The organism is Achromobacter sp. T5-5 (assembly GCF_055397965.1).
Map to the genome: position 1 here is coordinate 5105050 of NZ_AP027919.1, position 21705 is coordinate 5126754.

19 protein-coding genes are annotated in these 21705 nt (G+C 68.4%); 15 read left to right on the forward strand and 4 right to left on the reverse strand.

Features of this window, described 5'->3' with window-relative positions:
- Window positions 1–10: 10 nt before the first annotated feature.
- Window positions 11–1480, forward strand: a complete 1470-nt coding sequence (locus ACZ50Q_RS23155) for an N-acyl-D-amino-acid deacylase family protein (RefSeq protein WP_464079666.1) — start codon at window positions 11–13, stop codon at window positions 1478–1480.
- Window positions 1481–1519: 39 nt separating this feature from the next.
- Window positions 1520–1957: a RidA family protein gene (locus tag ACZ50Q_RS23160; protein ID WP_076519117.1), complete on the forward strand. Its 438-nt coding sequence runs from the start codon at window positions 1520–1522 to the stop codon at window positions 1955–1957.
- 116 nt (window positions 1958–2073) lie between these two features.
- On the opposite strand, the gene lolA is transcribed toward ACZ50Q_RS23160, so the two are convergent.
- A complete protein-coding gene (lolA, locus tag ACZ50Q_RS23165; protein ID WP_076519116.1) occupies window positions 2074–2697 on the reverse strand; it encodes an outer membrane lipoprotein chaperone LolA in 624 nt (207 codons plus the stop codon).
- Entirely contained in the window at window positions 2697–5081 is a 2385-nt protein-coding gene (locus ACZ50Q_RS23170; protein ID WP_464079667.1) for a DNA translocase FtsK, read from the reverse strand. The genes lolA and ACZ50Q_RS23170 overlap by 1 nt, the downstream gene beginning before the upstream one ends.
- A gap of 42 nt (window positions 5082–5123) precedes the next feature.
- On the opposite strand from ACZ50Q_RS23170, the gene trxB reads away from it, so the two are divergent.
- The 5 genes from trxB (at window position 5124) to ACZ50Q_RS23195 (ending at window position 8888) form a co-directional block, all read left to right on the forward strand.
- Complete coding sequence (gene trxB / locus ACZ50Q_RS23175) at window positions 5124–6083, forward strand: thioredoxin-disulfide reductase (RefSeq protein ID WP_076519114.1); 960 nt, start codon at window positions 5124–5126, stop codon at window positions 6081–6083.
- Window positions 6070–6744: a Smr/MutS family protein gene (locus ACZ50Q_RS23180; protein WP_464079668.1), complete on the forward strand. Its 675-nt coding sequence runs from the start codon at window positions 6070–6072 to the stop codon at window positions 6742–6744. The genes trxB and ACZ50Q_RS23180 overlap by 14 nt, the downstream gene beginning before the upstream one ends.
- Window positions 6741–7070, forward strand: coding sequence for a DMT family transporter (locus ACZ50Q_RS23185; protein ID WP_056321352.1), 330 nt, complete (start codon window positions 6741–6743; stop codon window positions 7068–7070). The genes ACZ50Q_RS23180 and ACZ50Q_RS23185 overlap by 4 nt, the downstream gene beginning before the upstream one ends.
- A gap of 86 nt (window positions 7071–7156) precedes the next feature.
- Window positions 7157–7750 carry a hypothetical protein gene (locus tag ACZ50Q_RS23190; protein WP_464079669.1) on the forward strand — a complete coding sequence of 198 codons (594 nt, stop codon included), beginning with the start codon at window positions 7157–7159 and terminating at the stop codon, window positions 7748–7750.
- Window positions 7737–8888: a hypothetical protein gene (locus tag ACZ50Q_RS23195; protein ID WP_464079670.1), complete on the forward strand. Its 1152-nt coding sequence runs from the start codon at window positions 7737–7739 to the stop codon at window positions 8886–8888. The genes ACZ50Q_RS23190 and ACZ50Q_RS23195 overlap by 14 nt, the downstream gene beginning before the upstream one ends.
- Here the strand turns inward: ACZ50Q_RS23195 and ACZ50Q_RS23200 are convergent.
- Together ACZ50Q_RS23200 and ACZ50Q_RS23205 are read right to left on the reverse strand one after the other, a co-directional pair.
- The gene (locus ACZ50Q_RS23200; protein ID WP_076519110.1) at window positions 8882–10972 is read right to left on the reverse strand and encodes a sodium:solute symporter family protein; all 2091 of its coding nucleotides are present in this window, start codon (window positions 10970–10972) and stop codon (window positions 8882–8884) included. The two genes, ACZ50Q_RS23195 and ACZ50Q_RS23200, sit on opposite strands and share 7 nt — an antisense overlap.
- The gene (locus ACZ50Q_RS23205; RefSeq protein ID WP_092582378.1) at window positions 10972–11250 is read right to left on the reverse strand and encodes a DUF4212 domain-containing protein; all 279 of its coding nucleotides are present in this window, start codon (window positions 11248–11250) and stop codon (window positions 10972–10974) included. The genes ACZ50Q_RS23200 and ACZ50Q_RS23205 overlap by 1 nt, the downstream gene beginning before the upstream one ends.
- Before the next feature lie 775 nt (window positions 11251–12025).
- On the opposite strand from ACZ50Q_RS23205, the gene kdpF reads away from it, so the two are divergent.
- The 8 genes from kdpF (at window position 12026) to ACZ50Q_RS23245 (ending at window position 21703) form a co-directional block, all read left to right on the forward strand.
- Complete coding sequence (gene kdpF / locus ACZ50Q_RS23210; RefSeq protein ID WP_076519108.1) at window positions 12026–12115, forward strand: K(+)-transporting ATPase subunit F; 90 nt, start codon at window positions 12026–12028, stop codon at window positions 12113–12115.
- Window positions 12115–13893 (forward strand): potassium-transporting ATPase subunit KdpA, encoded by a 1779-nt coding sequence (gene kdpA, locus ACZ50Q_RS23215; RefSeq protein WP_464079671.1) that lies wholly within the window; start codon window positions 12115–12117, stop codon window positions 13891–13893. Before kdpF ends, kdpA begins: the two co-directional genes overlap by 1 nt.
- Before the next feature lie 150 nt (window positions 13894–14043).
- The gene (kdpB, locus tag ACZ50Q_RS23220; protein ID WP_464082034.1) at window positions 14044–16116 is read left to right on the forward strand and encodes a potassium-transporting ATPase subunit KdpB; all 2073 of its coding nucleotides are present in this window, start codon (window positions 14044–14046) and stop codon (window positions 16114–16116) included.
- Between the two features lie 28 nt (window positions 16117–16144).
- A complete protein-coding gene (kdpC, locus tag ACZ50Q_RS23225) occupies window positions 16145–16756 on the forward strand; it encodes a potassium-transporting ATPase subunit KdpC (protein ID WP_464079672.1) in 612 nt (203 codons plus the stop codon).
- 48 nt (window positions 16757–16804) lie between these two features.
- Window positions 16805–19591, forward strand: coding sequence for a DUF4118 domain-containing protein (locus ACZ50Q_RS23230; protein WP_464079673.1), 2787 nt, complete (start codon window positions 16805–16807; stop codon window positions 19589–19591).
- A gap of 22 nt (window positions 19592–19613) precedes the next feature.
- Entirely contained in the window at window positions 19614–20306 is a 693-nt protein-coding gene (gene kdpE / locus ACZ50Q_RS23235; protein WP_092582373.1) for a two-component system response regulator KdpE, read from the forward strand.
- 163 nt (window positions 20307–20469) lie between these two features.
- Entirely contained in the window at window positions 20470–21240 is a 771-nt protein-coding gene (locus ACZ50Q_RS23240; RefSeq protein WP_092582372.1) for a TorF family putative porin, read from the forward strand.
- Window positions 21241–21379: 139 nt separating this feature from the next.
- The gene (locus ACZ50Q_RS23245; RefSeq protein ID WP_231952094.1) at window positions 21380–21703 is read left to right on the forward strand and encodes a hypothetical protein; all 324 of its coding nucleotides are present in this window, start codon (window positions 21380–21382) and stop codon (window positions 21701–21703) included.
- Window positions 21704–21705 lie beyond the last annotated feature (2 nt).

Consider the following 21705-nt stretch of genomic DNA (forward strand, 5'->3'; position numbering starts at 1 on the left):
GGAACCCAAGATGTACGACACCCTCATAGGCAACGTCCGGATCCTGGACGGCACCGGCGGCCCGGAAATCCGTGCCAGCGTGGCGCTGGCCGACGGCCGCATTGCCGCCATCGGCGACCTGCCCGGCGCCCCGGCGCGACAGATCGTCGACGGCACCGGCCTCGCGCTGGCGCCCGGCTTCATCGACGTGCACACCCACGACGACACCAACGTCATCCGCACGCCGGACATGCTGCCCAAGCTGTCGCAGGGCGTGACGACCGTGGTGGTGGGCAATTGCGGCATCAGCGCGTCGCCCGTCACGCTGCGGGCCGACCCGCCGGACCCGATGAACCTGCTGGGCAAGCGGGAAGATTTCCAGTATCCGACCTTTGCCGACTACACCCGCGCGATCGACGCCGCGCGCCCCGCGGTGAACGTGGCCGCGCTGGTGGGCCACACGGCCTTGCGCAACAACCACATGGACCGGCTGGACCGGTCCGCGACGCACGACGAAGTGATGGCGATGCGCGCCCAGTTGCGCGACGCCCTGGCGCACGGCGCGATCGGCCTGAGCACCGGCCTGGCGTATGCCTCGGCGTTCGACGCCGACACGGCCGAGGTCAAGCTGTTGGCCGAGACGCTGGACGAGTTCGGCGCGCTGTACACCACGCACCTGCGGTCGGAGTTCGCCGCGATCCTGGAGGCGATGCAGGAGGCGTTCGACATCGCGCTGCATGCCCGCGTGCCGGTGGTCGTGTCGCACCTGAAATGCGCCGGCGCGGGCAACTGGGGCCGCACGAAGGAGGTGCTGTTCAAGCTGGAGAACGCGGGCCGCATGCAGCACGTGGGCTGCGACTGCTATCCCTATTCCGCCAGCTCGTCCACGCTGGACCTCAAGCAGGTCACGGACGAGTTCGACATCGACATCACCTGGTCCGAGCCGCATCCGGAACAGGCCCGCCGCAAGCTGGCGGCCATCGCGGCCGACTGGGGCGTCACGCTGCTTGAGGCGGCGCAACGCCTGCAGCCGGCGGGCGCCGTCTATCACAACATGCACGAGGACGACGTGCGCCGCGTGCTGTCGCACCGGCTCACGATGGTGGGCTCGGACGGCCTGCCGAACGATCCCATGCCGCATCCGCGCCTGTGGGGCGCCTTTCCCCGCGTGCTGGGCCATTACAGCCGCGACGTGGGACTGTTCCCGCTGGCGCAGGCGGTGCACAAGATGACGGGCCTGTCGGCCGCGCGCTTCGGCCTGGCCGAGCGCGGCCTGGTGCGCGAGGGTTACCACGCGGACCTGGTGCTGTTCAATCCGGACACCGTCATCGACCGCGCCACCTTTGCCGCCCCGGTGCAGACCGCCGCAGGCATCGAAGGCGTCTGGGTCAACGGCGTCCTGTCGTATCGCAAGGGCCAGGCCACCGGCGAGCGCGCCGGCCGCTGGCTGCCGCGCAATGGCGACCTGCGCGCGTCCTATCCCCGGCCTGGCGCGGGCTGACCCCAGCCGCCGATTCCCTATCCCACCAGGAGAACCATCATGAGCGCGACCCCCACTCCCGACAACAACGGCATCACCCGCTACGGCGTGGCAGGCGGCACCGGCCAGGGCGGCTCGCACATGCCCTTCGCCCGCGCCGTCGCGGCCGACGGCTGGCTGTACGTTTCCGGCCAGGTGCCGATGGACAACGGCGAAGTGATCGAAGGCGGCATCGTGGCGCAAAGCCACAAGGCCATCCAGCAGGTGCTCGCCATTCTGAAGGAAGCCGGCTACGGCCCCGAACACGTAGTGCGCTGCGGCGTCTGGCTGGACGACGCGCGCGACTTCGCGTCGTTCAACAAGGTCTTCAAGGAATACTTCGGCGAAAACCCGCCCGCGCGGGCGTGCGTGCAGTCGAGCCTGGTAGTGGATGCGAAGGTGGAAGTGGATTGTGTGGCGTATAAGGGCCCCCACGCCGCGCCCACTAACGTGGGCTAGCTGCCCCCCGAGGGGGCTGCCCCGCCTTGGGGCGGCCCGGCGGCGGGGCGGCCCCCACGCCGCACCCACTAACGTGGGCTAGCTGCCCCCCGAGGGGGCTGGCGCCAACACCGCCCCTACATCTTCACCACATCCACACCCTTGGGCGCGGTGAACTGGAATTCCTTGGCGGGCAATTGCGGATTGGCCTGGATGCCCGACAGGTCCACGCGGGTGGTCTGGCCGAATGAGTCCAGCAGTTCCACGCGCACGGGCAGGTTGTCTTTCATGCCGATGTCGACGCGCGAAAAGCCGGCGTCTGCCGTGCGCGGCTTGGCGCGCAGCCAGTCCACGCCGTCCTTGGCCGGCAGCGCGGAGACATCGAAGGATTGTTCGAGCGAGCCAGACCCAAAAAGGATCGCGGCCGGCGAGGTGCCGATGGCGGCGTCGACCTTGCGCTCGGTGACCTGGGCCAGGTCGGGGTCATACTGGAACACCTGGCGGCCGTCGGAGATGACCAGCTGTTCGTAGGGCTTTTGCACGGCCCACTTGAACTTGCCGGGACGCTGAAACGAAAACACCCCGGTCTGCGCGGGCTGCGTGCGGCCCTGGTTGTTCACGGTGTACTGCGAGAACGAACCGGTGGCCGACGTGACCGTGGACACGAAGGCGCGCAACTGTTCCTGCGCGCTGGCGGCAAGCGCCAGGGCCGGCGACAGGCCCAGCAGCGCGACGGCGGCCAGGCGGGTAAACGTCTTCATCATGCTTCCTCTCGGGCGGCGGCAGCGGCGGGAACGAGGATCTCGCGGTTGCCATTGGACTGCATCGCCGACACCATACCCGATTGCTCCATCTGCTCAAGTAACCGGGCCGCACGGTTGTAACCAATCCGCAGATGCCGCTGCACCAGCGAGATGGACGCGCGGCGGTGCTTGAGCACGACCTCGCAGGCCTGGTCGTACATGGGGTCCGATTCCGCATCGCCGCCGATGCCGGTGACGCTGCTGGCGCCCTCGGCCCCGTCGCCTTCCAGCCCGCCTTCGAGCAGGCCTTCCACGTAGTTCGGTTCGCCCTGCGCCTTCAGGCTTTCGACGACGCGGTGGACCTCGTCGTCGCTGCAGAAGGCGCCGTGCACGCGCACCGGCAGGCCGGTGCCCGGCGGCATGTACAGCATGTCGCCCTGGCCCAGCAGGGTTTCCGCGCCCATCTGGTCAAGAATGGTGCGCGAGTCGATCTTGGACGACACCTGGAACGCGATGCGCGTCGGGATGTTGGCCTTGATCAGGCCCGTGATCACGTCCACGCTGGGACGCTGCGTGGCCAGGATGAGGTGGATGCCGGCCGCGCGCGCCTTCTGGGCCAGGCGGGCGATGAGTTCTTCGATCTTCTTGCCGACCACCATCATCAGGTCGGCCAGCTCGTCGATGACGACCACGATGGTGGGCAGCGGCGTCAGGGGCTCGGGCTGGTCCGGGGTCAGCGAGAACGGATTGGGGATCGGTTCCTCGCGCTTGATGGCATCGCGGATCTTGGTGTTGTAGCCCGCCAGGTTGCGCACGCCCATCTTGCTCATGAGGCGATAGCGTTTTTCCATTTCGCCGACGCACCAGTTCAGCGCGTTGGACGCCTGGCGCATGTCGGTGACGACGGGCGCCAGCAGGTGCGGAATGCCTTCGTAGACGCTCATTTCGAGCATCTTCGGATCGATCAGGATCAGGCGCGTGTGCGAGGCGTCGGCCTTGTAGAGCAGCGACAGGATCATGGCGTTGATCCCGACGGACTTGCCCGAACCCGTGGTGCCCGCCACCAGCAGGTGGGGCATCTTGGCCAGGTCGGCGACCACCGGATTGCCGGCGATGTCCTTGCCCAGCGCCATGGTCACCACGGAATGGCTGGCGTGGTAGGTCTGCGAGCCCAGGATTTCGGACAGGCGCACCATCTGGCGGCGCGGATTGGGCAACTCCAGGCCCATCAGGTTCTTGCCCGGAATGGTTTCCACGACCCGGATGCTGACCAGGCTGAGCGCGCGCGCCAGGTCCTTGGCCAGGTTGACGATCTGGCTGCCCTTGACGCCGGTGGCCGGCTCGATTTCGTAGCGGGTGATGACCGGGCCGGCCTGCGCGGCCACCACGGTGACCGAGACGCCGAAGTCGGCGAGCTTCTTTTCGATCAGGCGCGAGGTGAACTCGATGGTCTCGGCCGAGACGGTTTCCTGGTTGTTCAGGGGCGGATCCAGCAGGCTGATGGCCGGCAGGTCGCCTTCGGCGCCGGGCGCGGGCGCAAAAAACAGCGACTGCTGCTTTTCCTTTTCGACGCGCTCGGACTTGGGCACCACGGTGATGGCCGGCTCGATGCGGACCGGCTGCTCGTGCACCAGCTTTTCCTGCTTGGCGACGACCTGCTCATTGCGCACGGTCTTGGCGACTTCACCGACCTTGCGGTCCTGGCGGGCGGTATAGGAATTGCGCACCTTGCGGACCAGGCCTTCCAGCCAGGCCCCCACGCGCTCGGCGACCGCGAGCCAGGAGAACGAGAAAAACAGACTGAGTCCGATCGCGAGCATGACCAAAAACGCCAGCGTCGCGCCCGTGAAGCCGATGCTGTTGCCGATCAGGTCGGACAGCATCTGGCCGATGACCCCGCCCGCACCGCTGGCGGTTTCGGATGCGCCGGGCAGATGGGTGCCGCGGCTGGCCAGGCGCAGGGCTTCCATGCCCAGCGATCCGACCATCAGCAGGAAAAAGCCGATGCCTTCTTCCCAGTGGACGCGCGGCAGCACTTCGGGCTGCTTGCTGTTGGCCACGCGCAACTGCGCCGCCAGACGGCGGTAGCCGGCGCGCACGCGGTGCAGCAGCAGGACGACCCACCACCAGGCCGAAAAACCGAACAAATAAAGGAGGATGTCCGCCAGATAGGCGCCCAGCCGGCCGCCCTGGTTGCGCACCACGTCGCCCGGCACCGAGTGCGACCAACCGGGGTCGGACGCGCTCCAGGTGGCGAGCACCAGGGTAAGCCAGGCCGCCAGGGCGGCAAACAGGATCCAGCGGGCTTCGCGCAGCAACGCGGAAATGCGCGTTTGCAGCGGCGAGGGTCCGTTGCGGGTGTTGCGCGAGGCGCGCGGAGAAGCAGTGGAGATACGCGGCATGCGGCTCATTATAATTGGGCGTTACCCTAAAGATACCCGCCCATGTCCACGCCTACGCACGCTAAAGTTTTGATACTCGGTTCCGGCCCCGCCGGTTACACGGCGGCCGTCTATGCGGCACGCGCCAATTTGAACCCTGTTCTTGTTACAGGTCTGGCCCAAGGCGGCCAGCTCATGACCACCACCGACGTCGACAACTGGCCGGCCGACGCGGACGGCGTGCAGGGTCCGGACCTGATGCAGCGCTTCCAGAAGCACGCCGAACGCTTCAACACCGAAATGCTGTTCGACCACATCGCCAAGGTCGACCTCTCCAAGCGCCCTTTCACCCTGACCGGCGACACCGGCAAGATCTACACCTGCGACGCGCTGATCATCGCAACCGGCGCCTCGGCCAAGTACCTGGGCCTGCCGTCCGAGCAGTCCTTCATGGGCCGCGGCGTGTCGGGCTGCGCCACCTGCGACGGCTTTTTCTACCGTAACCAGGACGTGGTGGTGGTCGGCGGCGGCAATACGGCCGTCGAGGAAGCCCTCTACCTGTCCAACATCTGCCGCAAGGTCACCCTGATTCACCGCCGCGACAAGTTCCGCGCCGAGCCCATCCTGGTCGACAAGCTCATGAGCAAGGTCGAAAACGGCAACATGGAACTCAAGCTGTTCCACACGCTGGAAGAAGTGCTGGGCGACGACAGCGGCGTGACCGGCGTGCGTGTCCGTCACGTGGACACTGGCGCCACCGAAGACATGGCCGTCACGGGCGCGTTCATCGCCATCGGCCACCAGCCCAACACGGAAATCTTCCAGGGCCAGCTCGAGATGAAGGACGGCTACATCGTCACCAAGAGCGGCCTGTCCGGCATGGCCACCATGACCTCGGTGCCCGGCGTCTTCGCTGCCGGCGACGTGCAGGACCACGTCTACCGCCAGGCCATCACCAGCGCCGGCACCGGCTGCATGGCCGCCCTGGATGCTCAGCGGTGGTTGGAGAATGCGGGGCAGTAAGGTCGGCCTGGCCGACCTGAAACGCCTGAAGAAGGACCTGCAGGACGAGCGCGAGCGCGCCGCCCTTGCCCCGGCGCGGGCGGTGGTGGCCAAGGCCCCGAAGGAATCGCCCCCCGAGGACGATCTGGCGGCGTTCAAGCGCTCGATGAAGTCCGTCACGCCGATCCGGCACGCGGCCCGCGTCGCGCACAAGCCCGTCGCGGAGCCCGCGCCCGCCTTGCGCCGCGCCAATGCGCTGGGCGAAACGCCCGCCCGGGCCGATGCGGGCGTGTCCGATGGCGGCGAGATCACGCACCTGCTGTCGGAAGGCGGCACGGCCTTCGTGCGCGGCGATGTCGCGCCCGACACCGCGCGCAACCTGCGCCGCGGCCAGTGGCGCGCGGGCGCGGAACTCGACCTGCACGGGCTGCGTGTCGAACAGGCCCGCCATGCCCTGCTGTCGTTCCTGGACGAATGCCAGGAACACGGCATCCGCTGCGTGCGCATCGTGCACGGCAAGGGCTACAACTCCGAGGGCCTGGAGCCGGTGCTCAAGGACAAGGCGCGCACCTGGCTGGTCCAGAAGGCCGAGGTGATGGCGTTCTCCGAAGCCCCCGAACGCGAAGGCGGCGCCGGCGCCCTGCTGGTGCTGCTGCGGCAGTCCGAGGGACCGCGCAAATGAAGTGGCTGTACCTTGCCGTGGCGATCGTCGCCGAGATCTTCGCCACCAGCGCGCTCAAGGGCTCCGAGGGCTTCACGCGCCTCGTGCCCTCGGTGATCACCGTCTTCGGCTACCTCATCTCCTTCTATTTCCTGTCGCTGACGCTGCGCGAGATTCCCGTGGGCATTGCCTACGCCATCTGGTCCGGCGTCGGCATCGTGCTGATTTCCATCGTGGGCGCCGTGCTGTTCAAGCAGCACCTGGATACGCCCGCGCTCATCGGCATCGGCCTCATCATCGCCGGCGTGGTGGTGATGAACGTCTTCTCGAAGTCCGTTTCGCATTGATGGCGGGCGCGGCGATCCTCGCGCAGTGCCTGCGGGCGCCGGGCATCCGGGCGCCGGGCTTCCGGGCGCCAGGCATCCTGCGGCGTGTGCTGACGGCTTGCCTGTGCCTGGCCTGGTTGCTGGCGGGCAACGCCATGGCCCAGGAATTCGACCGCGCCGCCGAACTCAAACGCTATCGCGCCTGGCTGAGTGTCTTCACGCAGGACATGGACCGGCTGGCAGCCACCCGCGAGCCCCTGACCGATGCGCAACTGGACGCCCTGTTCGAGCGGTCCGTGGTGCCCGGTTCGCGCGGAGCGGGTTTCATCCGCGGGGCCTTCGCCCGCCAGACCGGCGACGGCGCGTATCGGTCGCACTACGGACCGCGTCCGGTCTTCATGGGCGTGCTCGAGAGCGGCATCCCCGCCGGCCAGGGCGGCCGCTATCCCGAAACGGACGACACGCTCGCCAGCACGGACCTGACCGTCTGGTACCTGCACGTGGACGTGGGCGACATGACCAACACCTATCTGCTCTCGTCCGGTCAGTTCACCCCGTACCGGCTGCCGCCCGCGGGCACGTTCGAACGCAAGGCCTATCCCTTCCTGCTGATGGAGTCCCGCGAAGGGGCGCTGCGGCTGGGCGGCGTCAGCGCCGAGCTGTGGGGCCTGGTCACCTGGCTGCACAATGCCGCGCACTGATCCGGCCTTGCGCCTGCTTACCGTAGCCGCGCTGTCCGCGCTCCCGGGCCTGAGCTGGGCGCTGTGCGCGCCGCTGGCCGCCGGCGACCGCCAGATGATCGTCGCGGATATCCGGCTGGACGACACGAACACCCTGCTGGGTCTGGACGGCTCCCGCATCCGGACCTGGCTGCCGCCGGTGCAGGTGGAGGTGCAGGTGCAGGCCGGGCCGCGCGCCACGCCCGTGATCTGGGCCGAAAGCGTGGACTGGTCCGTCTACGCCGCCGACCCCGGCGCCCGCATCGGCGTCACGGTGCTGCGCTTCGAGCGCGGCGCCGACGGCATCCGGCATCTTTGCGGCATCGCCCAATACAGTCCGCGTCGCGTGGACGAGGCGCGCGCCTCGCCCGGCACGGCCCTGCCGCCGCCGGACAATGAAACGCGCTTTCGCTATGACCCGTCCGGCCGGCTGACCGGCTACGAATTGCGCTCGCGCACCTGGGACGGCCGCGCAAATCCCGCCGTCCGCCAATGCCTGCGCTACGACGACAACGGCTGGCTGGCGCAATTGGCCGACGGCGACTGCGAGGGCAAGGGCACATGGCGGCCACAGGCAAGCTATGTGCATGACGCGTCCGGCCGCCTCCTGCGCACCATCCGCCATGCGCCGGAAAACGGCGACGCGAGCGAGGTCATCGTCCATGACGCCACGGGCCAGCCCGTGCAGCGCTACCTGCGCCCGGTCCGCGAAGGCGCGGACGGAAAAGTCGTGACGTCCGCGCTGCCGTACCGCGCCGTGCAGACCGAGCACCGGGTGCTGGTGCTGCCGGGACCGGCCTGGCAGCCCCCCGCCCTGGGGTCTTACCACTACGACTGGGCCATCGTGCAGCGGCGCCCCGGCGCCGACGTCTACGACGCCAGGCGCGATCCGTCCTCCGTGCTGGCCAGCGGCAACAGCGGCGACGGCGGGCGATTCGACATGAGCGACGACGCACGGCAGCGCGTCTGGGCGGCCGCGGGCCGCCATCCGGGCCGGGTGCAGTGGCTCTGGGCCCCCGGCCAGGTGCTGACCCTGTTGCAGGCCATGCCCGACGCCGCCTGGGCATCGTGCGCCGATCCGCGCAACCGCGGTCCGGCCGCCTGCCCCGCCCCCTACTGACTCTTGGGAGGCGGGTTGCCCGGGCCCGGATTGCGCAGGTAGTCCACCAGCGCCAGCGTCGCCCGGTCGGGCGGCGGCGTCAGCAGCGACACCACCACGATCGTCAGGAACGCCACCGGCGCGCCGAAGACGCCCGCCGCGATGGGCTGGATGCCCCACCACAGGTCCACTGGCTGCGTGCGCGCAATGCCAAGCACCGATTCCCGCAGCCACGGATGCGTGTGCGTCATGTAGGCAAACGTCACGGCCAGGCCGGCCGCCATGCCCAGTGTGGCGCCCCACTTGTTGGCGCGCCGCCAGAACACCCCCATGACCAGCGCCGGAAAGAACGACGAGGCCGCGAACGAGAACGCGGCCGAGACCATGAACAGGATGTCCGCGGGCTTGCGCGCCGCCACCCACGCCGCGCCGAAGGCCACCACCAGCAGCAGGATCTTGGACACCATCACCCGGCGCGCGGCCGACATGCGGGGCGAGACGACGCGATACCACATGTCGTGCGACAGGGAGTTGGACAGGGTCAGCAGCAGCCCGTCGGCCGTGGACAGCGCCGCGGCCAGCCCACCCGCCGCCACCAGCCCCGAAATCACATAGGGCAGGCCGCCGATCTCGGGCATGGCCAGCACCACCACGTCCGCCCCCATGCTGATCTCGCTGAGCTGCACGACGCCGTCGCGGTTGATGTCGGAGACGTCGAGCAGGTTCGTGTCGACCGCGCTCCAGGCATGCACCCAGTTCGGCAGGCTGAGGAAATTCGATCCCACGACCTGGGTGTAGATCTCGAATTTCACCAGCAGCGCCAGCGCGGGCGCCATGAAATACAGCAGCAGGATAAACAGCAGCGACCAGCACACCGACTTGCGGGCCTCGATCACGGACGGCGTCGTATAGGACCGCATCAGGATGTGCGGCATGCCCGCGGTGCCCAGCATCAGGCACAGCACCATCGCCAGGAAATTGATGCGCGTGTTGCTGCGCTCTTGGGGATCCTCCGCCGGGAACGGTTCGGCGTGCGGCGTGGGCGGCGCGGCGCGGGCCTCGAAGGTCGCCTTGGCCTGCGACCAGGTGACGCGCGCGTCCTCGATCGTGGGCGGGTAGGCGGCCAGCTCGCGCTCGGCCGACCGGATCTCGACCATGGGCGCGTCGCCGGCGTTCAACTGCGCCAGCCGGCTGCGCAGCTTGTCCTTTTCCAGCGTCCAGGAATCGGGCAGCGCCTCCAGGCGGCGCGACATCTGGTCGGCGCGCTCCTGCCAGATCCGGCGCACCTCGATCTCGGACGGGTCGTTGCGCAGGTAGACCTCTTTCTCGGTGACCTGCTGCAGCACCGCGCCGCCCGACAGTTGCGGCAGCGGCATGTTGGTGTGCTTGACCGACAGCCAGATCACCGGCACCAGATAGGCGATGACCAGGATGATGTACTGCCCGACCTGCGTCCAGGTGACCGCCCGCATGCCGCCCAGGAACGAGCAGACCAGCATGCCCCCCAGCGCCACGAAGATGCCCAGTTCGAAGGAAATGCCGGTCATGCGCGTGGTGATGATGCCCACGCCGTAGATCTGGGCGACCAGGTAGGTGAACGAACAGAGGATGGCGCAGGCGACGCCGGCCAGGCGCGGCAGGTTGCCGCCGTAGCGCGCGCCCATGAAATCGGGAAGGGTGTATTGGCCGAAGCGCCGCAGGTAGGGCGCCAGCAGCATGGCCACCAGCACGTAGCCGCCGGTCCAGCCCATGATGTAGGCCAGTCCGCCGTAGCCGGTCAGGTAGAGGGTGCCCGCAACCCCGATGAAGGACGCCACCGACATCCAGTCCGCGGCCGTGGCCATGCCGTTGTAGATGGCGGGCACCCGGCGCCCCGCCACGTAATACTCCACCTGGTCGGAGGTGCGGCAGACGATGCCGATGCCGGCGTACAGGCTGACGGTGACCAGCAGGAACACATACCCGATCCAATTGCGCGGCATGCCCAGGATCTCGGCCAGCGCCATCAGCAGGATCATCAGCGCGAAGCCCGCCGTGTACAGCACATAGATGCGCCGCAGGCGGATGCGGAACTGATGCGGCGTGTCTCCGCTGAAAAACGGCATCAGCGCGGCTCCCCGGTTTCTTCGGCGCGCTCATCGGCGCGATTCATGACCCGGGCGTAGACGGCGATGATGATCAGGTAGGCCAGCGGGGCGCCATAGGCGGCCATCCAGAAGGCGAAGGGCCAGCCGATGAAATCGAAGCTCAGGCTGCGCGCAAGATAGGAAGGAACGAAGGTCAGCGCCGCCCAGGCGACCAGCAGCAGCAGGATCAGCCGCCGGTTGCGGCGCCAATAGGGCGTGACGGATGTCGGGGATGGAGGAAGGCGCGTTTGCGGCATAGCTTGGATGAGCAGATCCCATCTGAATATCGCGAAACGCAGCGCTTGAAAAGCCCTGAATCGGGAAATGCCGGCTTTTTATGCGACAACGGCTGGCACTTCCTGGTGCCAGCCGTTGTGCGTTTGCTTTTTTTGAGTACTGCTTTACTTTTTTTATGTACCGGTGCCGCCGGTATTTGCCCATGCAGGGCTTTGTCTCCTCACCTGCATGGGAAGAGATTCTGCACCAGATGCGGGAATGTCACACTAGGGGAATGCCCTAAGACGGAGCATTCATTTACATATTCCCTGCACCATATAAGTGCAATTTCGGCCGCCCGTACTAAATATTGGGATTTTTCCCGATTTTTCCCCCGGCTTTCGGCCTAGATCTTGAGCGTTGCTCAGATAGTGAGCATGCCGGATGGCGGCGCGCCACAAGCCGGTGCCGCGCCCGATGCCCGAATCCGGGCACGGCGCACCCCGCTGTCCGCGCGGCCGTCTTTATATCCTGTTTACACCCCGCCTCCCAAGCTATACCCCGTTTTTATCCCCCGCTCCGTAACCTGCCCGTGTCCTGATTGGCGACCGCTGACTGCTGGCCGCCGTCTGCTGACGGGTTACTTCGCCTGCCCGGCGCGCATCCACCCTTGCCGCGCAGGCTGTCATTCGAAGGGAGCACGCCTCCCGGGGAGAAAAACGTGGATCTCATCTATATCGCCCTCTTCGCCGCGTTGGCCGGGCTGACCTGGGGCCTGCTGCGCTTCTGCGCCGCCTTGTCCACTGGAGCCCAGCCATGAACGGGCTCTATTGGTTGAGCGGCCTGACGGCCGCGTTCCTCTTCGTGTACCTGCTGGTCGCGCTGTTCAAACCGGAGAAATTCTGATGACTCCCGAATACCTCGGGCTGCTGGGCCTGTACCTTGCGGTCCTGCTTGCGATCGCGCCCCTGCTCGGGCGCTACATCCGCATCGCCATGGAAGATGGCCGCTCCCGCCTGACCGCCTGGGGCCGGCCGATCGAGCGCGGCATCTACCGATTGGCGGGGGTCGATCCCCAGGCCGAAATGGGATGGAAGCGCTATGCCCTGGCGGTGCTGGCCTTCAATATCATCGGCGTCGCGGCCGTCTACGCGCTGCAGCGCCTGCAGGGCGCCCTGCCCCTGAATCCCGCCGCCATGGGCGCCGTGACGCCGGACTCCGCGCTGAACACGGCGATCAGCTTCGTCACCAACACCAACTGGCAGGGCTATGGCGGCGAGTCGACCATGAGCTACCTGACCCAGATGCTGGCGCTCACGGTGCAGAACTTCGTGTCGGCCGCGACCGGCATCACCGTGCTGTTCGCGCTGATCCGCGGGCTCGCCCGGCACTGTTCCGCCACGGTGGGCAACTTCTGGACCGACATGGTCCGCTGCACGCTCTACGTGCTGCTGCCGCTCTCGCTCGTGCTGGCGCTGGCGCTGGTCAGCCAGGGCGTGATCCAGAACGTCAGCCCGTACCAGGAGGTCCAGACGGTCGAAGCCGTGCGCTACGACGCGCCGCGCGTGGATGCGCAGGGCCAGCCGGTCCTGGATGCGGCCGGCAACGCGGTCACCGACCCGGTCACCGCCAATACGCAACTGATCGCCATGGGACCGGTCGCGTCGCAGGAAGCGATCAAGCTGCTGGGCACCAACGGCGGGGGCTTCTTCAACGCCAATTCGGCGCACCCGTTCGAAAATCCCACGCCCCTGTCCAACTTCCTGCAGATGCTGGCCATTCTGTCGATACCCGCCGCGCTGTGCTTTACGTTCGGCGAAATGGTGGGCAGCCGGCGCCAGGGGATCGCGGTCCTGGCGGCGATGACGGCGCTGTTCGTGGCATTCGCCCTGTCCACCGCGTGGTTCGAGCAGCAGGCCAATCCCATGGCCGTCCAGGCCGGCGTCACCACGCCCGGCGGCAACATGGAAGGCAAGGAAACCCGCTTCGGCATCGGCGCGACCTCGTTGTTTGCCACGATCACCACGGCAGCCTCCTGCGGCGCGGTGAACGGCATGCACGACTCGCTGACGGCGATGGGCGGGCTGTCCCCCATGCTGCTGATGCAGTTGGGCGAGGTGGTGTACGGCGGCGTCGGCTCGGGCCTGTACGGCATGCTGGCCTTTGCGATCCTGGGCGTCTTCATCGCCGGGTTGATGATCGGACGCACGCCGGAATACCTGGGCAAGAAGATCGAGGCCTTCGACATGAAGATGGTTTCCATCGTCATCCTGGCCACGCCGGTGCTGGTGCTGGGCGGGACGGCCCTGGCCGTCTCCCTGTCGGCCGGTCAGGCCGGCGTGCTGAACCCCGGCATCCACGGCTTCTCGGAAATCCTCTACGGGCTCTCGTCGGCAGCTAACAACAACGGCAGCGCCTTTGCCGGACTGTCGGCCAACACCCCGTTCTACAACGTGCTGCTGGGCATCGCGATGTGGTTCGGCCGGTTCGCCGTGATCGTGGCCGTGCTGGCCATGGCCGGCTCCCTGGCCGCCAAGCGCCGCTTGCCCGCCGGCCCCGGCAGCATGCCGACCACGGGCCCGCTTTTCGTGACGCTCCTGATCGGCGCCGTGCTGCTGGTTGGCGCGCTCACCTATGTGCCCGCGCTGGCCCTGGGCCCGGTCGCGGAACACCTGCAACCCTGATGCAACAGGCTAGGAAAGAACATGGCCAAGATTGAAATGCAAACTACCGGCACGGGCGGCGCCGCCGCCCAAAAGGCCCGGCCCGACACAGCCCGGCCTCACGCGGCCCGGCCTGACGCGGCCCCGCCTAACGCGGCCCGTCCCTTCGGAATGTGGTCGCGGGCGCTGGTCGGGCCCGCCCTGGTCGACAGCCTGCGCAAGCTGTCGCCGGCCGCCCAGCTCAAGAACCCCGTGATGTTCGTGGTCTATGTGGGCAGCCTGCTCACCACCGTGCTGTGGATCATGGCGCTACGCGGCCAGGCCGAGGCGCCCGCGGGATTCATCCTGGGCATCACCGTGTGGCTGTGGTTCACCGTGCTGTTCGCCAACTTCGCCGAAGCGCTGGCCGAAGGCCGCGGCAAACAGCAGGCGGCCACGCTGCGCGGCCTGCGCACCACCATCGACGCGCGCCTGCTCAAAGGCTTTCGCGACGCGGACGTGCATGACGCGGATCCCGCGCAATGGCGTGCGCAGGCCACCCGCCAGCCCTCGGGCCTGCTGCGCCGCGGCGACGTCGTGCTGGTCGAAGCCGGCGACACCGTGCCGGGCGATGGGCAGGTGATCGCGGGCGTGGCCTCGGTGGACGAAAGCGCCATCACCGGTGAATCGGCGCCCGTCATCCGCGAATCCGGTGGCGACTTCTCGTCCGTCACCGGCGGCACGCGGGTGCTGTCCGACTGGATCTTCGTGCGCATCGCGGCCGATCCCGGCGAAAGCTTCCTGGACCGCATGATCTCGATGGTCGAGGGCGCCAAGCGCCAGAAGACGCCCAACGAGCTGGCGCTGACCATCCTGCTGGTGGGCCTGACGGTGGTGTTCCTGCTGGTCGTCGTCACCCTGATGCCGTTCTCGCTTTACGCGGTTTCCGCGGCGGGCGGCGGCGCCGTGGTCACCGTGACCGTGCTGGTGGCGCTGCTCGTCTGCCTGATCCCCACCACCATCGGCGGCCTCCTGTCGGCCATCGGCGTGGCGGGCATGAGCCGCATGATGAGCGCCAACGTGATCGCCACGTCCGGACGCGCGGTCGAAGCCGCCGGCGACGTCGACGTGCTGCTGCTGGACAAGACCGGCACCATCACCTTCGGCAACCGCCAGGCGTCGACCTTCCTGCCCGCGCCCGGCGTGTCGCCGCAAGAGCTGGCGCAGGCCGCGCGCCTGGCCTCGCTGGCCGACGAGACGCCCGAAGGCCGCAGCATCGTGGCGCTGGCGGACAAGAGCATCCAGGCGCCCGCGCCGACCCTGACCGGCCTGGAATTCGTGCCGTTCACCGCGCAGTCGCGCATGAGCGGCGTCGACCAGGGCGAGCGCAGGATCCGCAAAGGCGCGGTCGACGCGATCCAGGCCTGGCTCGCCGCGCAGGACGCCACGGTGCCCGACGAGGCGCTGCGCCTGGCCGAAGACGTGGCGCGACGCGGCAGCACGCCGCTCATGGTCAGCGACGGCAACCGCGCGCTGGGTGTGGTCGAGCTCAAGGACATCGTCAAGCCCGGCATCCAGTCGCGCTTTGCCGAACTGCGCCGCATGGGCATCAAGACCGTGATGATCACCGGCGACAACAAGCTGACCGCCGCGTCCATCGCTGCTGAAGCCGGCGTCGACGACTTCCTGGCCGAAGCCACGCCCGAGGCCAAGCTCAAGCTCATCCGCAACTACCAGGCGGAAGGCCGGCTGGTGGCGATGACGGGCGACGGCACCAACGACGCGCCCGCGCTGGCACAGGCCGACGTGGCCGTCGCGATGAACTCGGGCACCCAGGCCGCCAAGGAAGCGGGCAACATGGTGGACCTGGATTCCAATCCCACGAAGCTCATCGAGATCGTCGAGATCGGCAAGCAGATGCTGATGACGCGCGGCGCGCTGACCACGTTCAGCGTGGCCAACGACGTGGCCAAGTACTTCGCCATCATCCCGGCCGCCTTCGCCACGGTCTACCCGCAGCTTGGCGTGCTCAACATCATGGGCCTGGCGACGCCGTCCTCCGCCATTCTGTCGGCCGTGATCTTCAACGCGCTCATCATCGTGGTGCTGATCCCGCTGGCGCTCAAGGGCGTGCGCTACCGTCCGCTGGGCGCATCGGTGCTGCTGCGCCGCAACCTCCTCATCTATGGCCTGGGCGGACTGCTCGTGCCCTTCGCCGGCATCAAGCTGGTCGACATGGTGCTGGCCGCGCTGGGCTGGGCGTAACGCCCGCCGCCACCAAAAGGAAATCGTCATGAACGCCACTACCCCCACGCCGCGCCAGGGCGGCATCCTGCGCCCCGCCCTGACCATCTTTGCCGCGCTCTCGCTCGTCACCGGCCTGGCCTACCCCTTGCTCACCACGGGCGTCGCCTCCGCCGTCTTTCCGCACCAGGCGGGCGGCTCGCTCATCGAGCGGGACGGCAAGGTCGTCGGCTCGGAATGGATCGGCCAGTCATTCACCTCGCCGCAGTACTTCTGGGGCCGCCCGTCGGCCACCGCCCCCATGCCGTACAACGCTGCGGCCTCGGGCGGCTCCAATCTCGGCCCGAGCAATCCGGCGCTGGCCGAGGCCATCCGGGCGCGGGTCGACGCCCTGAAGGCGGTCGACCCGGACAATGCCGCGCCGGTCCCGGTCGACCTCGTCACCGCGTCCGGCAGCGGACTGGATCCCCACATCAGCCCCGCCGCCGCGGCCTACCAGGCCGCCCGCGTGGCGCGCGTCCGGGGCCTGCCGCGCGCCGAGGTCGACGCGCTGATCCAGGCCCACACGGCCAAGCCGCAGCTGAGCGTGCTGGGCGAACCCTCGGTCAACGTGCTGACGCTGAATCTGGCGCTGGACAAGCAGCGCGCGGCACGACAATGACGCGGCGTATAGTATTGCCAGCCGTTCCCTCCCCTCACCTGCGCGTTCATGGCTGACCTTGCTGACGAGCGTCCCGATCCGGACGCGCTCTTGAAAACCCTGGACGCCGCCGAGCGGCAGGCCGTGCGCGGCAAGCTGCGCGTGTACTTCGGCGCGTCGGCCGGGGTGGGCAAAACCTACACCATGCTGGCGGCCGCGCGCGCCCAGGCCGCGCGGGGCGTGGACGTGCTGGCCGGCATCGTGGAAACGCACGGCCGCCGCGAGACCGCGACGCTGCTGGAAGGCCTGCCGGTCCTGCCGCTCAAGGACGTGGCCTACCGGGGCCACGTGCTCAAGGAATTCGACCTGGACGGCGCCCTGCAGCGCCGCCCCGCCCTCGTGCTGGTGGACGAACTGGCCCACTCCAATGCGCCGGGCTCGCGCCACGCCAAGCGCTGGCAGGACATCCAGGAACTGCTCGCGGCCGGCATCGACGTCTGGACGACGCTGAATGTGCAGCACCTGGACAGCCTGAACGAAGCCGTCGGCAGCATTACCGGCGTCCGGGTCTGGGAAACCGTGCCCGACGACGTGTTCGACGCGGCCGACGAGGTCATGCTGGTCGACCTGTCTGCCGATGAACTGCTGCGCCGCCTGAAGGAAGGCAAGGTCTACCTGCCCGAACAGGCCCGCCACGCCGCCAGCAATTTCTTCCGCAAGGGCAACCTGATCGCGCTGCGCGAACTGGCGCTGCGGCGCACGGCCGAGCACGTGGACGATGACGTGCAGGCCTACCGCCGCGACCGCGCCATCGAGCCGGTGTGGCGCACGCGCGAGGCCATCGTGGCCTGCATCGGGCCAGACGCCGACGCCGAATACGTGATTCGCAGCGCCCATCGCATGAGCCAGCAGCTCGATTGCGATCTGCACGTCGTCACCATCGACACGCCGCGCGCCGCGCCGCCCGCGCCGGCCGAGATCGAGCGGCTGCAGCACAGCCTGGCGCTGGCCGATTCCCTGGGCGCGCGGTCCGAGACGCTGGCCGGCGGCGACATGGTAGACGCGGTGGTCCGCTATGTCCGCCGCCACAACATCACCAAAGCGATCGTCGGCCGCACGCGCGCGGGCGGGCTGCAGCGCCTGCGCCCGTCGCTGTCGGCGTTCCTGACCGCCGTCATGTCCCCCGGCTGGCTGTGGCGGCGCCACAGCTTTGCCGACATGCTGGCCGCGGGCTGTCCGGAAATCGACATCATCCGGCTGGGCGCGCCCCCCATCCCCGCGCGTGCGCCCGCCGGCCGCCATCCGATCGCGGCCGGCCGCCGCGCCGGACCGGCCGACGACGAGCGCGGGATGCGCCCGCTGGCGGGCTATGCCTGGGCGCTCAGCTACTGCGCCGCGGCCACGGCCCTGTCCGCGCTGGCGTTTCCGGCCCTGCACCAGACGAACATCGTCATGCTCTTTCTGCTGGCGGTGGTGGCGGTCGCGCTGCGCCATGGCCGGGGGCCGGCCGCGCTTGCCTCCGTCGTCAGCGTGGGCCTGTTCGACTTTTTCTTCGTGCAGCCCCTGTCGTCATTCGCCGTGTCCGACGTGCAATACCTGCTGACCTTCGCCGTGCTGCTGGGCGTGGGGCTGCTGATCGGCCAGCTCACCGCCGGCCTGCGGCTGCAGGCGCAGGCCTCGGTCAAGCGCGAGGCCGATGCGCGCAGCCTGTACGAATTTGCGCGTGAACTCTCGTCCGCCCTGCTGCCCGAGCAGATCGTGGCGCTGGCCGGCTCCTTCGTGCATGCCACGTTCGGCTCGCGCTGCGCGCTCTACATCCTGGGCCTGGACGACCGCCTGCGGCTGGCGCCGCCCGTCGATGGCGAGATGCCGGCGCCGGCGTCCGCGCTGGCGCAGTGGGTCCATGACCACGGCCAGCCGGCGGGCGCGGGCACCACCACGCTGTCCAACACCGACCTGCTGTACATGCCGCTCAAGGCGCCCATGCGCACACGGGGCGTGCTGGTGCTGGCCGCGCCGCGCCGCAGCCTCTATACGCACCCCGACACGCGCCGGCAGATCGAGGCCTACGCCACCCTCATCGCCATCGCGCTCGAGCGCCTGCACTACGTCGAGGTGGCGCAGCAGGCCCTGGTCAGCATGGAGTCCGAAAAACTGCGCAACTCCCTGCTGGCCGCGGTGTCGCACGACCTGCGCACGCCGCTGACCAGCCTGGTGGGCATGACCGATACGCTGATGCGCCAGCAAGCCGAACTGCCCGCGGGCGTGCTGGACACGGTGCGCGCCATGCGCGACCAGGCCCAGCGCATGCACGCGCTGGTGGCCAACCTGCTGGACATGGCGCGGCTGCAAAGCCGCGACGCGCCGCTGCGCCTGGAGTGGCAGTCCATCGAAGAACTGGTCGGCGCCGCGCTGGCCGCCATGCGCGAACCGCTGGCGGGCCACCGGATCGAGGTCGACAGCCTGTCGGCACTGCCGCTGGTGGAGTGCGACGGCGTGCTGATCGAGCGCGTGCTGTGCAATCTGCTGGAGAACGCGGCCAAGTACACCCCCCCCGGCAGCACCCTGCGCATCCACGCGTCGGTCCACGAAGCCGAGATGCACGTGGCCATCGCCGACAACGGCCCGGGCGTCGCGCCGGGCGCCGAGCGCCGCATCTTCGAGAAATTCACCCGCGGAGAACGCGAATCCGCCACGCCCGGCGTCGGACTGGGACTGGCCGTGTGCGAAGCCATCGTCGCCGCCCATCACGGCCGTATCTGGGTGGAGCATGCGCCGGGGCAAGCCAGCGGCGCGCAGTTCGTCTTCAGCCTGCCGCTGGGCACGCCGCCCGACATCAAACCCGAAACCGCCTGATTCAACCTGTTTGAGCCATTCCATGTTCGATTTCCAGCCCGTGGTCCTGATCATCGAAGACGACGCCAACATCCGCCGGTTCGTCCGCCAGGCCCTGGAGAGCGAAGGTTGCGTCGTGCACGAGGCCGACACCGTCAAGCGCGGCCTGATCGAGGCCGGCACCCGGCAACCCGACGCCATCGTGCTGGACCTGGGGCTGCCCGACGAAGACGGCATGACGCTGATCCGCGAGCTGCGCGGCTGGACCGAGGTGCCGGTGCTGGTGCTGTCGGCGCGCAGCGCCGAGGCGGACAAGGTGGCGGCGTTGGACGCGGGCGCCGACGACTACCTGGCCAAGCCCTTCGGCTTGAGCGAGCTGCTGGCGCGCCTGCGCGTCCTGCTGCGCCGCCACGCCCGCGGCGGCGCGGGCAACGCAGCCGAGATCGCGTTCGGCGACGTGCGCGTGGACTTCTCGCGGCGCACCGTCGAGCGCGCGGGCCAGCACATTCACCTGACCGCCATGGAGTACCGCCTGCTCGCGGCGCTGCTTGCCCATCGCGGCAAGGTCATGACCCATCGCGAGCTGTTGCGGCAGGTCTGGGGGCCGTCCCATGTCGAAAGCAACCACTACCTGCGGATCTACATGGGCCACCTGCGCCAGAAGCTCGAAGCCGACCCCGCGCAGCCGGTGTTTCTGCTGACCGAGATCGGGGTGGGCTACCGCTTCGCGGGCTGATCGCGGCCGCGATACGCTGCATTGGCGCGGCCATTGACACTGCCATTGACGCAGCCATTAAGCCGGCCATTGACGCGCCATTTACGCGCAGGGCGCGTGTCTTGACTCGCGCTTTATGCCGATCCTCCTATTGTTGCGGTCCGTTCAACAGCTGGAGGCTTCCATGTCCCGCAACACCCTCGCCGCGCTGGCGCTGCTTGCCATCGTTCCCACGGTCCACGCCAGCGACGCCCCGCCGGCCGCCGACGCCGCCGACACCGCATCGCGCTACACGCTGACGGCCAACGTCACGCTCGCCAGCCAGTACCGCTATCGCGGCCTCATGCAGACCAACAACCAGCCCGCCATCCAGGGGGGCTTCGATCTCGCGCACGCCAGCGGCTTTTACATCGGCAACTGGAACTCCAGCATAAGCTGGCTGGACGACAGCAACAGCGACGTGTCCGCCCCCGTGGAAATGGATTTCTACGGCGGCTACAAGGGCAACATCGTCGAGGGCGTGCCCGTGGACCTGGGTGTGCTGCAGTACTACTACCCCGGCGACTTTCCGTCCGGCTACACCAGCCCCGACACGACCGAACTCTATGCCGGCATCGGCTATGGTCCGATGTCCTTCAAGTACTCCATCGCGCTGACCAACCTGTTCGGCTTTGCCGACAGCAAGTACAGCCAGTATTTCGACCTGTCGGGCAACTTCGACACCGGGCTCTGGGGCCTGACCGTCAATGCCCACGTGGGCCGCCAGATCGTGCGCAACGTGGACAACGGCTCCTACACCGACTGGAAGCTGGGCCTCACGAAGGACTTCGGCGATGGGTTGTCGGTGTCGCTCGCCTATCTGGACACCAATGCCGACCGCGCCGTCTACACCAACACCCGCGGCCGCGACATGGGCCGCGCGACAGGCCTGCTGTCGGTGACCAAGACGTTCTGAGGGGCCGCGCGCGTTGACGCGTTTTTTACGCGACGCGCACGCTTTTATCGGCAGGTTTTACGGCGCGATTCCTATAGTGGAATCGTCGCCAACCACCGGACCCTCGGGTCGCCTGCCAAGGCCCCCGCCCCCGACCGCCATGATTCCCCGACCGCTACGCCATGATCGCAAGTCCCAATCCCCCGCGGCAGCCTCCACGCCGCAGCCCCGATGCAGCCTGGTCGCGCTGACCGTGCGCATCGATACGCTGGACGCCCTGAATGTGCGCCTGGCGCTGCATCGCGAGCTGGGCGACCGCATCGGCGTGTACCTGCTGTCCGTGGACCACGCCCATGCGCGTAGCACGCTCCAATTGCAATGCGAACGGGACGAACTGGACACGCTGATGCGTGCCGTCATGCGCGGCCTACCCCGGGCGGAATTCGGCCAGCTGCGGCCCGCCGCCGCCCTGACGGAGCGTTGAGC

Bases quoted from the DNA above. Each gene is read 5' to 3' on its own strand.
- ACZ50Q_RS23180 (WP_464079668.1), top strand. From the start codon at position 6,070: ATGCGGGGCAGTAAGGTCGGCCTGGCCGACCTGAAACGCCTGAAGAAG.
- kdpF (WP_076519108.1), top strand. From the start codon at position 12,026: ATGAACGGGCTCTATTGGTTGAGCGGCCTGACGGCCGCGTTCCTCTTC.
- ACZ50Q_RS23230 (WP_464079673.1), top strand. From the start codon at position 16,805: ATGGCTGACCTTGCTGACGAGCGTCCCGATCCGGACGCGCTCTTGAAA.
- ACZ50Q_RS23240 (WP_092582372.1), top strand. From the start codon at position 20,470: ATGTCCCGCAACACCCTCGCCGCGCTGGCGCTGCTTGCCATCGTTCCC.
- ACZ50Q_RS23245 (WP_231952094.1), top strand. From the start codon at position 21,380: ATGATTCCCCGACCGCTACGCCATGATCGCAAGTCCCAATCCCCCGCG.
- ACZ50Q_RS23155 (WP_464079666.1), top strand. From the start codon at position 11: ATGTACGACACCCTCATAGGCAACGTCCGGATCCTGGACGGCACCGGC.
- kdpE (WP_092582373.1), top strand. From the start codon at position 19,614: ATGTTCGATTTCCAGCCCGTGGTCCTGATCATCGAAGACGACGCCAAC.
- trxB (WP_076519114.1), top strand. From the start codon at position 5,124: ATGTCCACGCCTACGCACGCTAAAGTTTTGATACTCGGTTCCGGCCCC.
- ACZ50Q_RS23185 (WP_056321352.1), top strand. From the start codon at position 6,741: ATGAAGTGGCTGTACCTTGCCGTGGCGATCGTCGCCGAGATCTTCGCC.
- lolA (WP_076519116.1), bottom strand. From the start codon at position 2,697: ATGAAGACGTTTACCCGCCTGGCCGCCGTCGCGCTGCTGGGCCTGTCG.
- kdpC (WP_464079672.1), top strand. From the start codon at position 16,145: ATGAACGCCACTACCCCCACGCCGCGCCAGGGCGGCATCCTGCGCCCC.
- ACZ50Q_RS23170 (WP_464079667.1), bottom strand. From the start codon at position 5,081: ATGCCGCGTATCTCCACTGCTTCTCCGCGCGCCTCGCGCAACACCCGC.
- kdpA (WP_464079671.1), top strand. From the start codon at position 12,115: ATGACTCCCGAATACCTCGGGCTGCTGGGCCTGTACCTTGCGGTCCTG.
- ACZ50Q_RS23195 (WP_464079670.1), top strand. From the start codon at position 7,737: ATGCCGCGCACTGATCCGGCCTTGCGCCTGCTTACCGTAGCCGCGCTG.
- ACZ50Q_RS23160 (WP_076519117.1), top strand. From the start codon at position 1,520: ATGAGCGCGACCCCCACTCCCGACAACAACGGCATCACCCGCTACGGC.
- kdpB (WP_464082034.1), top strand. From the start codon at position 14,044: ATGTGGTCGCGGGCGCTGGTCGGGCCCGCCCTGGTCGACAGCCTGCGC.
- ACZ50Q_RS23205 (WP_092582378.1), bottom strand. From the start codon at position 11,250: ATGCCGCAAACGCGCCTTCCTCCATCCCCGACATCCGTCACGCCCTAT.
- ACZ50Q_RS23200 (WP_076519110.1), bottom strand. From the start codon at position 10,972: ATGCCGTTTTTCAGCGGAGACACGCCGCATCAGTTCCGCATCCGCCTG.